Source organism: Roseovarius azorensis, assembly GCF_900109455.1.
GTDB classification, from domain to species: domain Bacteria; phylum Pseudomonadota; class Alphaproteobacteria; order Rhodobacterales; family Rhodobacteraceae; genus Roseovarius; species Roseovarius azorensis.
Genome location: NZ_FOAG01000001.1, coordinates 78,642 through 92,007 on the forward strand (window position 1 = coordinate 78,642; position 13,366 = coordinate 92,007).

Below are 13,366 nucleotides of genomic sequence, written 5' to 3' on the forward strand. Positions count from 1 at the left end.
TATTTTTGCCAAGAAGAAGCAAGGGGCGCGGCATGAGTGACGTGCGGGCGCAATACGAGGCCTATCCCTATCCCGAGCGTGATCCGGGGGACGAGGTCAAGCGGCTCATCACCGGCTCGCCCTCGCATGTGCTGGAAATCGACCATTTCGTGTTCGAGGGGCGGCGTGATTGGTCGCGGGCGCTGCGCGTGCTGGTGGCCGGGGGCGGTACGGGCGACGGTCTGATCCAGCTGGCGCAGCAGATGAAGAATGCGGGGCGCGTCGCCGAGATCACCTATGTCGATCTCTCCACCGAGTCGCGGCGGGTGGCCGAGGAACGGGCGCGGGTGCGTGGACTGAGCGGTATCCGCTTTGTGACCGGCAGCCTGATGGACGCCGCCCAACTGGGGCAGTTCGACTATATCGACTGCTGCGGCGTTCTGCACCACCTGCCCGATCCGCAGGCGGGTTTCGAGGCGCTGCTGGCAGCGCTTGCGCCCGGTGGCGGGATGGGGTTCATGGTTTACGCGCCTTATGGACGGGCCGGGGTCTATCCGCTGCAGGAGGCGTTCGGCGCGCTCTATGCGGGAATGCCGCCCAAGGCGCGACTGGCGGCGGCGAAACAGGTCGTGGCCGCCTTGCCTGCGGGGCACCCGTTCCGGGCAAATCCCAACCTCGGCGATCACAAGGACAGTGATGCGGGATTCTACGACCTGCTGCTGCACAGTCAGGACCGCGCCTTTGACGTGAATGCGCTCTGCGATGTCTTGGCCGCCTCCGGTTGGGCGCTCAGCGGCTTTGCCATGCCCGCCCTTTACGATCTGGCGCGCATCACCGAGGTGCCGGACCATCTGGACACGGTTGCGCGCATGGCTGTGGCTGAGAAACTGCGCGGCACCATCAAGACCCATGTGGGCTATGCGATCCGTGCCTCCGAGGCACGCGCCCCTGCCGGGGGTGCGAACCGCGCGCTTGTTCCGCATCTCAAGGGGGTTCGCCCGGCAGAGCTTGCCCGCGCCGTTGCACAGGGACAGACGTCAAAGCTATCGTTCGCCGGGATAGAGGCGCGGCTGGTGCTGGCGAAACAGACCGCGCCGCTGATTGCTGCGGTGGACGGGCGGCGGTCCCTGGCCGGGATCGCCACCGCGACGGGGATCGATCCCATCGGCATGGCGGCGCTATGGTCCCGGATCGAGCGGGAACTGGGGGATTGGGGGCTGCTGTTATACTCGGGCATCCTGCAGGGGCGCTGAGCCGCTTCTTTCGTGTTGCCCCCTTTTCTAAACCGGGCCAAAAGTTATATAGACGTGTCAGAACAGCCAAGTATCACGCGATACTGCTCCGATAGCGCAAGAGACATGAATACGCATCTCATCCAAATGACCGGACAGGGCGATGACGAGAGCGATACCAATGTCGTTGTCAAGACGCGTCCCAAGACCAAGCGCCCGCCGCTCTACAAGGTTCTGCTTCTGAATGACGATTACACCCCGATGGAATTTGTCGTAGCGGTGCTAGAGCGATTTTTCGGCATGACCCATGCGCAGGCGTTCGAAATCATGCTGACCGTCCACAAGAAGGGCCTGGCCGTGGTGGGCGTGTTCAGCCATGAAATCGCGGAGACCAAGGTGGCGCAGGTGATGGATTTTGCGCGCCGCCATCAGCACCCGCTGCAATGCACCATGGAAAAAGAGTAAGGTGGGCGAGCGTGCGCGTCTGGCGCTGGCCCTGACGGGCGGTGATATCGCTCTGCCCGCGACGGGGCGGATTGCCGTTTTCGGACCGCGCGCCGGGGCTGATCTGTCGGCGCTGCCGGGGGAGCGCGTTCACGTCATCACCGGGTTCAAACCAGATTACGATCATTTCGCCGCAGCGGGTTATGATTGCGCGGTCGCGCCCGAGGGGCGCTATGGGGCGTCGCTGGTCTGTCTGCCGCGCGCCAAGGCGCTGGCGCATGCACTGGTGGCGCAGGCCGCGGAGGTGACAGACGGGTTGGTGATTCTGGACGGCGCCAAGACCGATGGGATCGAATCGATTCTGCGGGACTGCCGCAAGCGCGTGACGGTAAGCGCACCGCTGTCCAAGGCGCATGGCAAGATTTTCGGCTTTGACGCAGGACAGGAATTTGCCGACTGGATGCAAGAGGCACCGCAGAACATAGAAGGCGGATTTGTCACCGCGCCGGGTGTGTTTTCCGCCGATGGGATTGATCCGGCGTCCCGGTTGCTGGGCGATGCCCTGCCGGCCAATTTGGGCGGGCATGTCGTAGACTTGGGCGCGGGCTGGGGTTATCTGAGCGCACGGGCGCTGGAACGCGACGGAATCGCGCGGCTCGATCTGGTAGAGGCCGATCACGCAGCGCTCGACTGTGCGCGGCGTAACGTACCGGATCCGCGCGCGCGGTTCCACTGGGACGATGTGATCCGCTGGACGCCGGAGCCCCGCGTTGATGCTGTGATCATGAACCCCCCCTTTCACGAGGGACGCTCTGCCCAGCCGGATCTTGGCCGGGCCTTCATCCGCGCCGCGGCGGGTATGCTCAAACCTTCGGGCGCGCTCTGGCTTGTTGCCAACCGCCACCTGTCCTATGAGGCCAATCTGGCGCAGCATTTTGCTCAGGTTGAGGAAACTGCGGGTGACACCCGCTTCAAAATTCTCCATGCCGCTCGCCCGGCGCGTCAGCCACGTTGAAACCGTCCCGGGTGCGCAGGGTAACCCCAGCTTGAAAGGTCACGCTCATGTCATTTTCCATCTCGGGCAAGACTGCCATTATTACCGGCGCGGCAAACGGGATCGGCCTCGCCATCGGGCGGCATTTCGCGGACAAGGGGGCCAATGTCGTCTTTGCCGATATGGATGAGAGCCGGCTGGTCAAGGAGCTTGGCGAGAACGAGGATGGCAGCAATATCCGCTATTTCGCGGGTGATCTGCGCCAGAAACTGGCACAGGCCAATCTGCTCTCGGCGACGATAGATGCGTTCGAGACCGTCGATATTCTCGTCAACGCCAGCCGTCAGGTGGTGCCGTCAGAGGCGCTCAACCCCGATGACGACGCGGTCGAGATGCTGTTGCAGCAGAACCTGATGACCGCGCTCAGGATGAGCCAGCAGGTCGCGCGGCGGATGATCAAGCAGTCCGAGGGTCAGCGCGAGGGATCGGCAGGCACGATTGTCAATCTTTCATCGATTGCCGCGCGGCGGACGCATCCCGATCTCATGGCCTATTCGATTTCCTCCGCCGCTCTGGACCAGATGACACGCAGCATGGCGGTGGCGCTGGCGCCGCACCGGATCCGCGTCAACGCGGTGGCCTTCGGCTCGGTGATGAGCGCCTCGCTCAAGGAGACGCTGCGCGAGCATACGGATTACCGCGAGGATATCGAATGCCACACGCCGCTGGGGCGCATCGCCTCGGCGACGGAACTGGCCGAAGCGGTGCAGTATCTTGCTTGCGACGGTTCGGGCTTCATGACCGGGCAGGTCATGACGGTGGACGGTGGACGCACGTTGCTTGATCCCTGCGCGGCCCCGGCGCATTGAGGGCCGAGGCCATTGAAAGGAAGAGCATGACCGAGGATTTCACAGAGCAAAAGGCCCGTGCTGCCGGATGGTTCCGGCAATTGCGCGATGAAATCGTCACGGCCTTTGAAATGCTGGAGCACAATCACGCCACGGGGCCCCTGTCGGATGCTGTGCCGGGGTGCTTTGAGGTGAAGGAAACCCGCCGCGCCAGTGACGACGGATTCGACACGGGGGGTGGACTGATGAGCGTGCTGCGTGGCGGTTGCGTGTTCGAGAAGGTGGGCGTCAACGTATCGGAGGTATACGGGACCCTGGGCGAGGTCGCGCAACGCGCGATGGCGGCGCGTGGTGTGCCCGGCATGGCGGAGGATCCACGGTTCTGGGCCTCGGGAATCTCGCTGGTTGCGCATATGCAGAACCCGCATTGCCCCGCCGTTCACATGAACACGCGGATGTTCTGGACGCCGGACGCGTGGTGGTTCGGCGGCGGATCGGATCTCAACCCCTGTATCGAATATGCCGAGGACACGCGCCATTTCCACAGCACGCTCGAAACCCATCTCGATCCGCACGGGGCCGATCTCTATCCCCGGTTCAAGGAATGGGCCGACGAGTATTTTCATATCCCGCACCGGCATCGTGCGCGCGGGGTGGGTGGAATTTTCATGGATGACCGCAACTCGGGCGACTGGGAAGCGGATTTTGCGCTGACGCAGGACATCGGTCGCGCGTTCCTGCCCGCCTTTCTGCCGCTTGTGGAAAAGCGCCGGGTTCAGAATTGGTCCGAGGCAGAGAAGGAGGTGCAGCTCATCCATCGCGGGCTATATGCCGAATACAATCTCGTCTATGACCGGGGTACCAAGTTCGGCCTCGCCACCGGCCATGACGCCGATGCCGTGTTGATGAGTCTGCCGCCCCTGGCGAAATGGATCTGACGGCAGCGCAGTCCGGCTGCCTGTGGCAAGGGTATTTTCCGGCAAGTCGGCCTGACGGGTTCAGTCGCCCTTGCGCTCGGCGAGTTGTTGCGCGCCGCGTTCGGCAAGGGGGCCGGTGCCATCCTTCCAGCGACGGTGAATCCAGAACCATTGGTCCATGCGCTCGCGCACCTGGGCCTCGAGCCGGTCATTGACCTCTTGGGTCATGGTGACGGGGTCGGTGGGCGGCACCGGCTCTTCGACGAGGATCTCGAAATCCAGACCGTTCGACTTGCGGATGCCCCAGGTCGGGACCAGAGGCGCGTCGAATTTAAGCGCGAGTTCGGCTGTGGCCAGTGGCGACAGCGCCGGTTTGCCGAAAAAATCGAGTGGCACGCCGTCATGGGCGTTCAGATCGGTCAGGATCGCCAGCACGCCACCGCCGCGCAGATGCTTGACCATCTGCATCATGCCGCGTCGGCCCTGTTCGAACATAGGTTGGCTCAGGGCGCCCATGGCCACGGTATAGCGCTTGTTGAACCAGCGATTATGCATGCGGCGATAGAAAACACCCATATCGAAACCCTGTTCGATCATGGCGATGCGCGCGGCGTTGAAGCTGCCGAAATGGCCGGTGACAAAGATGATCGGGCGACCCTCGGCCTGGGCGGCACGGATCGCCTCTAGGCCGGGGCCGTAAACGCGGGACGGTCGCGTGCGGGCGATGAAATCGGCGGTGGAATAAAGCTCTGCCATGTTGCGCCCGGCATTGTCGGGCACGGCGCGCATGAGGCGCCTGACCTCTGGGCCGGGCAGATCCGGCAGGACATGGGCCAGGTTCTCGCGCACGCGTTTGTCATAGCCCGCGATCGGGGCCACAACATGAGCGGCCAGCCAGCCCATGAAGGGAATGCGCCAGCGGTAGGGTAGCAGTTTCGTCACCGCGATCGGCGCATACATCGCCATGCCGATACCGGTATCGCTCAGGCGGGACAGGAATGGAGGTTGTGCGTCGCTCATCGGGTCGCCTTGTTGTGGTCGGGGCACAGATACGCGTCTCTGCACCTGTTCACAAGACTGTCAGGGCTGGCGCGGAAGGCCGGTACCGATCATGCTGTCGCGGGTGACCAGCGCCGCCAGCTCGGCCTCTGTCATGCCCTCGCTGCCCGCAGGGCGTAGGGGCAGGACGATATAGCGCATGTCGGCGGTGCTGTCATGGACGCGCACGGTGGTGGTTGCAGGCAGATCAAGGCCGAACTCGCGCAAAACCGCGCGCGGTTCGCACACCGCGCGCGAGCGGTATTCGCGGGTCTTGTACCAATCCGGCGGAAGACCCAACAGATTGCGTGGATAGCATGAACAGAGCGTGCAGACGATCAGGTTATGGGTCTGGGCCGTGTTTTGCACCGCGATGAGGTTGAGCGGGCCGATGTCGAATCCCATCTCGCGGCTGGCCTCAGAGGCGTTTTCCAGTAGGCGGACCCTGAACGCCGGATTAGCCCAGGCACGGGCCACGACCGCCGCGCCGTTGGTCGGACTGCGGGAATCCATCGCCTCGATCTGGGCGGCGATCTCGACGGGAGTCATTTGCCCCTTTTCGATCAGCAGTTCACGCACCGCGATTTCCATGCGCTGCCAATAGGTCAGCGGGCCGTCATTGTCGTCGCGGTAGGGGTGGCCCGAGGGACTCACGCCCTCGTGGTGAAAATGGTCCGGATGGTCATGGGGCATGGGTATCCTCCGGCTCCAGCCAGTGCTCATAGATTTCGGCATCCAGCGTGTCAGTGACGTTTTCCGCCGCCTCACCCCAGATTTCGGCCATGCTGAAGCGCACCCGGTAGAGTCGTTTCTTCGCCGCAGGCAGGCCATAGGCCAGTTGTTCGGGATTGTGAAATTCGCCCAATGGCCGCTCGATCATGCCCGTCTTGCCACGCAGATACCATGGTGCGCGGACATGGCCGGGGGGCGTGATGGCCCGCACGCGCACCCGCTCAGCCATTGCGCTGGGCCTCGGCGTAGGTCGGGCCGCGCGCGGCGATTTCGTTCATGCGAGTGGCCAGTTCCTCGAGCGAATAAACTCCGGCTTCGATCAGGTTCTGGTTCACGGCGGCGATCCAGCGTTCGTAATAGCTGTATCGTTCGAATGCATCCTCTCCCATATCTTCGAGCGCGCGGCGCAGCCCGTCGACGGTAAAGAGGCCCTTTTTCCCGCAGACTACCATCAGCGCATCGACCCGCTTTTCCCAGAGCGCAAAGTCATGCCCCTCCATCGGCACAGGCCCCGCAGCCTGTCCGCCCATGTCATGCCACCGGCGTCCGTTCCAGTCACTCATAAGCCAGAGCCTAGGCGAGCGGATTTGTCCTGTCCAGCCTCAAGCCTCGTCGTCGTCGGCCTCGTCCTCCGGGCGGATCAGGGTGATCTCGCCTGCCGCCTCGAGCATTCGAACCGCGTTGACGACCGCGGTCATCGCCTCTTCGGCGTCGCGCAGGCGGATGCGACCGCGTTCCGTGATCTCCTCACGCATTGCCTCTGCCATGCGCTTGCCCATGTTTTCTAGGATGAATTCGGCTGCCGGGGCCAGATCGCCGCCAGCGGCGCCGGCCAGCGCCGTGACCAGAACCGCCTGATCTACCTCTCGTGTGACGCGAGGGATGTCGGTGGGCTTCACCCGTTCGGGGATATGCTCGAAGGTAAAGATCGCGCGCCGCACCAGCGCGGCAAAATCCTGATCGGTTTCGTCAAGTCCCGTCAGCACATCATCGCGGGTCGCGGCAGGGGAATAGTTGAGGATCGCGCCCACGCGTTCCACCGCGCCCTCGGCAAAGGCCATCTCGGGCACATCGTGTAGTTGCGCCGCGAGCGCCAGACCGATGCGGTCAACCGCCGCGGGGCTGACGGTTCCGGTTTGCGACACGGCGTAGGTGATCCGGCGCGCGACTTCGCCGGGCAGCTTGCCCAGAAGTTCTGCGGCGCGTCCCACATCGAGTTTTGACAGCATTACCGCCGCAATCTCGGTGCTCTCGCGTTCGATCATCGGCAGAAGAGTTTTGACATCGGCCTTGCGCACCTGATTCCAGGGATCGCCATACTGGCGCACGCCCGCCTCCTTGCGCAGACGCGCGGCGGTTTGGGGACTGATCCGTCCGTCAAGAGCCGCGAGCGCGCCTGCCACGCCGCGCGGAAAGGTCAGGCCCATCCCCTCAAGTTCCTGCGCGAATTCGGCCACCACTTCGGCCAGTGTCTTGCGATCCACGTAGCGCATGGAACCCATCTGTGTGGTCAACTGCGCCTGCAGACCCTCGGGAAGGTCGGTAAGCGGCACATCCGCGCCTTCGTTGAGAAGAAACCGTACGATGATCGCCGCCTTCTGCACCCGTGTCAGATGCGCCGCCGCGCCCGCGCGTGCCGGTGCGTTCCGGCCGGTCAATGACGTTGAGTCCTGCATACAATCCCCTGATCCGACATTTTGCCGGATCATAGGGGTGCAAGTGTGAAGAAATATCTAAGCCCTGCGGGTTCTTCGTCGGATGCGGGCCGTGGTTAGCGTTTGCGGTCGCGGCGACTGGACATCGGCTGAAAGGCGACGCCGACATGTGCCTCGCAATAGGGTTTGCCGGATTGCACCGGCAGGCCGCAGAACCAGAAATTGGGTGTTGCCGGATCGCCCACCGGCCATTTGCAGGTGCGCTCGGTCAGTTCCATCAGCGTCAGCTTGCGGGCCTTTTTCTCGATTTCGTTCACTTTCGCCAGCGCCTCGGGGTCGATTTCATTGGCAGAGGGCTGTGGTGGCAACGGCTGTCCCGCCGGGATGATCGCCTTGATCCTGCTCGGCTGAGTCGCCGCCGGTGCGGGATCGCTGGTCATCTCGGGTTTGGGCGCAGGCTTGGGTGCGGATTTTGAAACGGTCTTCGTGGCCTTGGTCTCTGGCCTGACCTCGGATTTGGTGTCTGCGCTGCCCGCGCTCGTGGCAGGGCCGCCCGATCCGCTGCGGTTGGAGAGGCCCAGACGGTGCACCTTGCCGATGACCGCATTGCGCGTGACGCCGCCCAGTTCCTTGGCTATCTGGCTGGCAGACTGGCCCTCGCCCCACATCTTCTTCAACAGCTCTACGCGTTCGTCATTCCAGGGCATCGGGGCTTTCCTCTGGGTCAAAAGGCGGTCCGGGCCCCGGGGCCCGCCGCCTTGCAAATCTGATCAAGGCCCTATTCTAATCACTGGCGACCGAGTTACAAGGCGTCGAATCGACGGCCTGGCGTCAGGGCGCGTCAAAGACTGCGGGAATACCGGGAAAAACGGAGGCTGACGATGACGGGGCAGGCGGCAAGGTTTGGATCGGGAAGCGCCCAAGCCATGGGCACACGCAGGTTCGGTCGTGTGAACGGTCTGGGTCTGATGACCCTGGCCGGACGTGAAATCCGCAGGTTTATGGTCGTCTGGACGCAGACCCTTATGGCGCCCCTGATCACTGCGGGGTTGTTCCTGATGATCTTTTCCATCGCCATCGGGCCGCGCCGCGGCGAGGTGATGGGCGTGGATTTCACCAACTTCATAGCACCAGGCATTCTGATGATGACGGTCATCCAGAACGCATTTGCCAACACATCGTCCTCGATCGTCATCTCCAAGGTGCAGGGCAACATCGTTGATACTCTGATGCCCCCACTCAGTGCTGGTGAGTTGCTGCTGGGCTATCTGGCGGGTGCCTTGGGACGCGGTTTTCTGGTGGCGCTGGCCATTGCGCTGGGTTTATATGTCGTGCTTGGTCTCGGGATACAGCACCCGCTCTGGGCATTGACCTTTGTTCTGCTCGGTTCGGCCTTCCTGGGTGGTCTGGGGATCGTGGCGGGTATTTACGCCAACAAGTTTGATCAGATGGCGGCGATCACCAATTTCATCGTGACGCCGCTGGCCTTTCTGTCGGGCACCTTTTATTCGGTCGAGGCACTTCCGCCGGTGCTGAACACGATCACCCATTTCAACCCGATTTTCTACCTGATCGACGGGGCGAGATATGGCGTGATCGGGGTGTCGGACAGTGCCCCGATGCTGGGTCTGACGGTGGGCATCGCATCAACCCTCCTGATATGCCTTCTGGCGTGGCGGATGCTGGCCACGGGGTACCGGCTCAAGGCGTGATCTTCGGGCGTGATCAGGTGCAGACCTGCTCGGCCCGGTCGCCATAGGCGCGATACGCCTGCCAGAAACGCTGGTCGGCCGGGCGACTGGACTGGCGGATGTCCTGAGCCATCTGCGGATCCTTGTAGAACTGAACGGCGCGGCGCTGTTCGGCACCGCTGAGGGTTTGATGCGCCACCGCCTGAATGCAGCCGCAGAGTGCGCGCGAGCGCGCCTTGCGATCCGATTGCAGACAGGCCGTGTTGATCGGTCCCGAAGCCATCGGCATGATCCCGGAGGCAGCGCGCGAATTCGGCTGGTGGCGATCTCCGCCGCCGCATCCCGCAAGCACCATCACCAAACCAAGGGTCAGCATCTGTTTCATCGCCCATGCCTCATGTATTGTCTCGCCGTCTGTTCCCGACGTGCTCTGTGTTTCCCTGTCCATGCCGTAACCGGGCGGATTTTTCAATTCACAACATTGTCCCGTCCTGCGACAGTTGGACGGCCCGCCCCGGACACCTGTCCGTGACAAAGGAGCGCCCGCGCCATGGAATTCAATTTTTCGCATCTCTTGTTTCTGTTTTTTATTGTGTTGATCCTGCAACCGCTGCTAACGGGTCGGGTCTTTGCCTTTCGCCGCGAACAGGCGATCCGCGCCATCGAGCGGAGACGCAAGAGCAGGGTCATCACAATGATCCATCGGCAGGAAAAGCGCAGCCTTTTCGGTTTCGCCATGTCCAACATGATCGGTCTGGAGGATGCGCAGTCGATCATCTCTGCGATCAAGGCCACCCCGGATGATACGCCGATTGATCTGGTCCTGCACACGCCCGGCGGCCTTGTGCTGGCCGCCATGCAGATCGCGCGCGCGGTCGAGGCGCATCCGGCCAGGGTGACGGTGCTGGTGCCGATCTATGCCATGTCGGGTGGCACGCTGATTGCACTGGCCGCCGATGAGATCGTGATGGGGGAGTTTTCCATGCTGGGACCGATTGATCCGCAGATCATGGGCATTTCCGCGGCCTCGATCATCGCCGCGCGGGATGCCAAGCCGATCGAGCATGTCTCGGATCTGGCGCTGGTGCTGGCTGATGTGAGTGACAAGGCCACACGACAGGTCAAACGTGGCGCGATCGAGATCATGACGCCGCGCATGAATCAAGCCAAGGCAGAGGCGCTGGCCGAAACGCTGGCCTCGGGCACATGGACGCATGATTATGCGCTGACACCCGCAGAGGCGACTGAACTTGGTCTGCCCATCACCGTGGGCATGCCGTCCGAGGTGCTGGCCCTGATGAAACTCTACCCCGCGCCGGTCAAGCAGTCGGCGGTCGAATTCCTGCCGTTCGATCCGCCGGGACGGCGGATGGGGTAGGGGTGGTTATATTGGGGTGCATTGGACCGCGTTTGCAGGAGAATCTGTCGTTGACTGATTTCGCGGCATCTGGAGCAATTCAAGAACATTCTGTCTTGATAAACCTGCCGCAAACGAGTTTGGAGGCCCGAAGATGCTGAAGTATATCTATCCTGACGGAACGCACTGCTATCGGGCAATTCATTCTGCCCATGCTGTTTTCCGGAACGCAGATGGCAAGCTGATCGCGAGGGCCGAGAAGGCTGATCGCTCGGGGATGTATGAGTTCGAGATAAAGAGCTTCGAAATACTGGAGCCGGGCGTGATCTACGATTGATATAGGCTCAAAGCGCCCATCCCTTCCATTCACGACCCGAACCGGATCACCTGTTGCCCCTCCGGCGTTGTGCTGCGGTAGACGACCCCGGAGGGCAGGCGCAGGTCGAGCGGGGTCTGGGACTGCGCCGGGGTCCACGTTGCGCCGGTATCCAGGCAACTGGCATCCACGCCTGTGTATTCGCTGCGTGCCCGCACCCGGCGCAGACCGCTCAGGTTGTCCATAACGATCCGTCCCTTCTGCACGGCGCTGCTCCGTTCCAGTATTTCGCGCCCCAGCGGTTCCGTCATCGCCACCTGACCGGGCAGATCCGACCAGACCCCGCAGAGATGCGCGCGGCCATTGACCGATACCACCTCTGCCGCCAGCCGGATCCCTCCGCCCGAGGAATAGCGCCCCTCGATCATCCGTGCGGCGGGCGAGAGTCGCACGAGGCGGCTGTTGCGGACAAGGAAGGGCACCACCTCGAGCGCCTGCTCCATGGCACCCGCCCCGGTCTGGCGAAAGGTGATGTCGGGATTGCTGCCACCGCCATTGGCCCGGCTGATCTGCTGGCGGGGCATGAAGACCTCGGGTATCCGGTTCGCGCGCCAGGGCAGGTCGGTCAGCCTGCACCGCGCCGGCGCTCCGGCGAAATCCAGCCGCGGCGGAATCCGCGGCATGAACCGCAAATCCTGCGCGATCCGACGACCCTCGACATAAACGCTGGCCAGCCGGACAATGCGGCGCGCTTCGTCGGTCGTATAGCTCGATTGGCTGCGGCTTTCGGACCATGCCCCGCATAACGCGGTCCGGTCACCCGCGCGGCGCAATTCGGCCACGATAGTAAGGCCGCCGCCCGAGGAAAAACTGCCGTGGGCCAGCGTTACCCGCTCGCTGAGCATATTCTGCGCCTGCGCCGTGCCGCAAAGGCCAAGGATCAAGACAAGGTAAAGGGGCAGACGCATCGCAGAGCCTCCGTCGGGTTTTTCACCCCAAACTAGCAGGTCCGGCGATGCGGCTCAATTCAAGCCTGAGCGCGGCGGCGTCAGACCGCGGTTTGCAGCAGCTCATCCTCGACCATCCGGTCGGCGATGAGCGCAGGGCTGACACCCTCGCCTTTCGCACGGGTCAGGATATGCGTCATCCGGGCCTGCATTGCAGTCAGACGTTCCTCGACCCAGGGGGCGCGATCGTCGATTTGCAGGATCTCTGCCGCCACGTTGATGATCCCGCCGCCGTTGGCGACGTAATCGGGCAGATAGAGGATGCCGCGCTCTTGCAGAGCCTGCGCATCGCCGCTGCCGGACAACTGGTTGTTGGCCGCGCCACAGATCATCCGGGCCCGGATTTCGGGGATCGAGCGGGGGTTGAGAATTCCGCCGATGGCGCAGGGGGCGAAGATATCCGTTTCGGCGGCATGGATGGCGCGCGGATCGACGGCGGTCACGCCGAATTCCTTGACCGTGCCGGCGACGCGTGCGGGATCCATATCCGCCACGCTCAGTCGCGCCCTTGCCTCGTGCAGCAGGAGGCAGAGATGCCAGCCGACATGACCCAACCCCTGCACTGCCACGTGACGGCCCGCGAGGTCCGTGGTGCCAAAGACCTGCGCCGCACCCGCGCGCATCGCGTTGAACACGCCGCGCGCCGTCACCGGCGAGGGGTCGCCGCTGGCATGTCTGCCGCTGTCGAGCCCGGCCACGAAGCGTGTCTCGCGGGCGATCTCGGCCATGTCCTCGGGACTCATCCCCATGTCTTCGGCGGTCCAGTAGCGGCCTTGAAGCGCATTGATCGCCCGGCCCATGGCGCGCAGTAAACCGGATGTCTTGTCGGCAGCCGGATCGCCCATGATCACCGCCTTGCCGCCACCCAGCGGCAGGCCCGCGGCCGCGTTCTTGTAGCTCATGCCGCGCGACAGGTTCAGCACATCCTCGATCGCCGCATCGTCGCCGTCGTAAACGCGCATCCTGAGGCCCCCGGCGGCGGGTCCGAGGCGTGTGGAGTGCAATGCGATGAACCCACGCAGGCCACTTTCGCGGTCCTCGACGCGGTAGAGTTCTTCGTGAGTGGGTATAGCCAGACGTGTGAGCATGGTGGAATCCTCCTTGGCTCTAAGGTAAGAGCTGTGAGGCGCGAAAAAACAGCAAACATCGCTCAATT

The 13,366-nt window shown here is 63.2% G+C and carries 17 protein-coding genes; 8 read left to right on the forward strand and 9 right to left on the reverse strand.

Going from position 1 to position 13,366, the window contains the following annotated elements; genetic code table 11:
- Positions 1–32 precede the first annotated feature (32 nt).
- The 5 genes from BSG08_RS00395 to hemF all read left to right on the forward strand — a co-directional run bounded on the left by BSG08_RS00395 (position 33) and on the right by hemF (position 4,435).
- Positions 33–1,232, forward strand: a complete 1,200-nt coding sequence (locus BSG08_RS00395; protein WP_093030335.1) for a class I SAM-dependent methyltransferase — start codon at positions 33–35, stop codon at positions 1,230–1,232.
- 105 nt (positions 1,233–1,337) lie between these two features.
- On the forward strand, positions 1,338–1,676 hold the full coding sequence (gene clpS, locus BSG08_RS00400; RefSeq protein ID WP_093030338.1) for an ATP-dependent Clp protease adapter ClpS: 339 nt from the start codon (positions 1,338–1,340) through the stop codon (positions 1,674–1,676).
- A 1-nt stretch (position 1,677) separates the two neighbouring features.
- On the forward strand, positions 1,678–2,670 hold the full coding sequence (locus tag BSG08_RS00405; RefSeq protein ID WP_093030342.1) for a class I SAM-dependent methyltransferase: 993 nt from the start codon (positions 1,678–1,680) through the stop codon (positions 2,668–2,670).
- A gap of 47 nt (positions 2,671–2,717) precedes the next feature.
- Positions 2,718–3,518: an SDR family NAD(P)-dependent oxidoreductase gene (locus BSG08_RS00410; protein ID WP_093030345.1), complete on the forward strand. Its 801-nt coding sequence runs from the start codon at positions 2,718–2,720 to the stop codon at positions 3,516–3,518.
- 26 nt (positions 3,519–3,544) lie between these two features.
- The gene (gene hemF, locus BSG08_RS00415; RefSeq protein WP_093030348.1) at positions 3,545–4,435 is read left to right on the forward strand and encodes an oxygen-dependent coproporphyrinogen oxidase; all 891 of its coding nucleotides are present in this window, start codon (positions 3,545–3,547) and stop codon (positions 4,433–4,435) included.
- A 60-nt stretch (positions 4,436–4,495) separates the two neighbouring features.
- On the opposite strand, the gene BSG08_RS00420 is transcribed toward hemF, so the two are convergent.
- The 6 genes from BSG08_RS00420 to BSG08_RS00445 form a co-directional block, all read right to left on the reverse strand.
- The gene (locus BSG08_RS00420; RefSeq protein WP_093030351.1) at positions 4,496–5,434 is read right to left on the reverse strand and encodes a lysophospholipid acyltransferase family protein; all 939 of its coding nucleotides are present in this window, start codon (positions 5,432–5,434) and stop codon (positions 4,496–4,498) included.
- Positions 5,435–5,494: 60 nt separating this feature from the next.
- Positions 5,495–6,145, reverse strand: a complete 651-nt coding sequence (locus BSG08_RS00425) for a nitrile hydratase subunit alpha (RefSeq protein WP_093030354.1) — start codon at positions 6,143–6,145, stop codon at positions 5,495–5,497.
- Positions 6,135–6,413, reverse strand: coding sequence for an SH3-like domain-containing protein (locus BSG08_RS19780; protein WP_093030357.1), 279 nt, complete (start codon positions 6,411–6,413; stop codon positions 6,135–6,137). Before BSG08_RS19780 ends, BSG08_RS00425 begins: the two co-directional genes overlap by 11 nt.
- Positions 6,406–6,747: an SH3-like domain-containing protein gene (locus BSG08_RS19785; protein ID WP_281248243.1), complete on the reverse strand. Its 342-nt coding sequence runs from the start codon at positions 6,745–6,747 to the stop codon at positions 6,406–6,408. The genes BSG08_RS19780 and BSG08_RS19785 overlap by 8 nt, the downstream gene beginning before the upstream one ends.
- Before the next feature lie 39 nt (positions 6,748–6,786).
- Positions 6,787–7,860, reverse strand: coding sequence for a flagellar motor switch protein FliG (locus tag BSG08_RS00440; protein ID WP_093030360.1), 1,074 nt, complete (start codon positions 7,858–7,860; stop codon positions 6,787–6,789).
- 95 nt (positions 7,861–7,955) lie between these two features.
- Positions 7,956–8,546: a GcrA family cell cycle regulator gene (locus BSG08_RS00445; RefSeq protein WP_093030362.1), complete on the reverse strand. Its 591-nt coding sequence runs from the start codon at positions 8,544–8,546 to the stop codon at positions 7,956–7,958.
- Positions 8,547–8,765: 219 nt separating this feature from the next.
- Here BSG08_RS00445 and BSG08_RS00450 point away from each other — a divergent pair, with 219 nt between their 5' ends.
- A complete protein-coding gene (locus BSG08_RS00450; protein WP_093030365.1) occupies positions 8,766–9,551 on the forward strand; it encodes an ABC transporter permease in 786 nt (261 codons plus the stop codon).
- A 13-nt stretch (positions 9,552–9,564) separates the two neighbouring features.
- Here BSG08_RS00450 and BSG08_RS00455 read toward each other — a convergent pair whose 3' ends face one another.
- A complete protein-coding gene (locus BSG08_RS00455) occupies positions 9,565–9,915 on the reverse strand; it encodes a hypothetical protein (protein ID WP_093030368.1) in 351 nt (116 codons plus the stop codon).
- Between the two features lie 165 nt (positions 9,916–10,080).
- Here BSG08_RS00455 and BSG08_RS00460 point away from each other — a divergent pair, with 165 nt between their 5' ends.
- Positions 10,081–10,908: an SDH family Clp fold serine proteinase gene (locus BSG08_RS00460; protein WP_093030371.1), complete on the forward strand. Its 828-nt coding sequence runs from the start codon at positions 10,081–10,083 to the stop codon at positions 10,906–10,908.
- Positions 10,909–11,041: 133 nt separating this feature from the next.
- Positions 11,042–11,224 carry a hypothetical protein gene (locus BSG08_RS00465; RefSeq protein WP_093030374.1) on the forward strand — a complete coding sequence of 61 codons (183 nt, stop codon included), beginning with the start codon at positions 11,042–11,044 and terminating at the stop codon, positions 11,222–11,224.
- 29 nt (positions 11,225–11,253) lie between these two features.
- On the opposite strand, the gene BSG08_RS00470 is transcribed toward BSG08_RS00465, so the two are convergent.
- Both BSG08_RS00470 and BSG08_RS00475 read right to left on the reverse strand, forming a co-directional pair.
- Positions 11,254–12,171 carry an orotidine 5-phosphate decarboxylase gene (locus BSG08_RS00470; RefSeq protein WP_093030377.1) on the reverse strand — a complete coding sequence of 306 codons (918 nt, stop codon included), beginning with the start codon at positions 12,169–12,171 and terminating at the stop codon, positions 11,254–11,256.
- Between the two features lie 80 nt (positions 12,172–12,251).
- Entirely contained in the window at positions 12,252–13,298 is a 1,047-nt protein-coding gene (locus tag BSG08_RS00475; RefSeq protein ID WP_093030379.1) for a Glu/Leu/Phe/Val family dehydrogenase, read from the reverse strand.
- Positions 13,299–13,366 lie beyond the last annotated feature (68 nt).

Excerpts from the sequence above, each read along its gene's own strand:
- BSG08_RS00450 (WP_093030365.1), top strand. The coding sequence starts at position 8,766 with ATGGGCACACGCAGGTTCGGTCGTGTGAACGGTCTGGGTCTGATGACC.
- BSG08_RS00445 (WP_093030362.1), bottom strand. The coding sequence starts at position 8,546 with ATGCCCTGGAATGACGAACGCGTAGAGCTGTTGAAGAAGATGTGGGGC.
- BSG08_RS00410 (WP_093030345.1), top strand. The coding sequence starts at position 2,718 with ATGTCATTTTCCATCTCGGGCAAGACTGCCATTATTACCGGCGCGGCA.
- BSG08_RS00465 (WP_093030374.1), top strand. The coding sequence starts at position 11,042 with ATGCTGAAGTATATCTATCCTGACGGAACGCACTGCTATCGGGCAATT.
- BSG08_RS00425 (WP_093030354.1), bottom strand. The coding sequence starts at position 6,145 with ATGCCCCATGACCATCCGGACCATTTTCACCACGAGGGCGTGAGTCCC.
- BSG08_RS00420 (WP_093030351.1), bottom strand. The coding sequence starts at position 5,434 with ATGAGCGACGCACAACCTCCATTCCTGTCCCGCCTGAGCGATACCGGT.
- BSG08_RS00475 (WP_093030379.1), bottom strand. The coding sequence starts at position 13,298 with ATGCTCACACGTCTGGCTATACCCACTCACGAAGAACTCTACCGCGTC.
- BSG08_RS19780 (WP_093030357.1), bottom strand. The coding sequence starts at position 6,413 with ATGGCTGAGCGGGTGCGCGTGCGGGCCATCACGCCCCCCGGCCATGTC.
- BSG08_RS00470 (WP_093030377.1), bottom strand. The coding sequence starts at position 12,171 with ATGCGTCTGCCCCTTTACCTTGTCTTGATCCTTGGCCTTTGCGGCACG.
- hemF (WP_093030348.1), top strand. The coding sequence starts at position 3,545 with ATGACCGAGGATTTCACAGAGCAAAAGGCCCGTGCTGCCGGATGGTTC.
- clpS (WP_093030338.1), top strand. The coding sequence starts at position 1,338 with ATGAATACGCATCTCATCCAAATGACCGGACAGGGCGATGACGAGAGC.
- BSG08_RS00395 (WP_093030335.1), top strand. The coding sequence starts at position 33 with ATGAGTGACGTGCGGGCGCAATACGAGGCCTATCCCTATCCCGAGCGT.
- BSG08_RS19785 (WP_281248243.1), bottom strand. The coding sequence starts at position 6,747 with ATGAGTGACTGGAACGGACGCCGGTGGCATGACATGGGCGGACAGGCT.
- BSG08_RS00440 (WP_093030360.1), bottom strand. The coding sequence starts at position 7,860 with ATGCAGGACTCAACGTCATTGACCGGCCGGAACGCACCGGCACGCGCG.
- BSG08_RS00460 (WP_093030371.1), top strand. The coding sequence starts at position 10,081 with ATGGAATTCAATTTTTCGCATCTCTTGTTTCTGTTTTTTATTGTGTTG.
- BSG08_RS00455 (WP_093030368.1), bottom strand. The coding sequence starts at position 9,915 with ATGAAACAGATGCTGACCCTTGGTTTGGTGATGGTGCTTGCGGGATGC.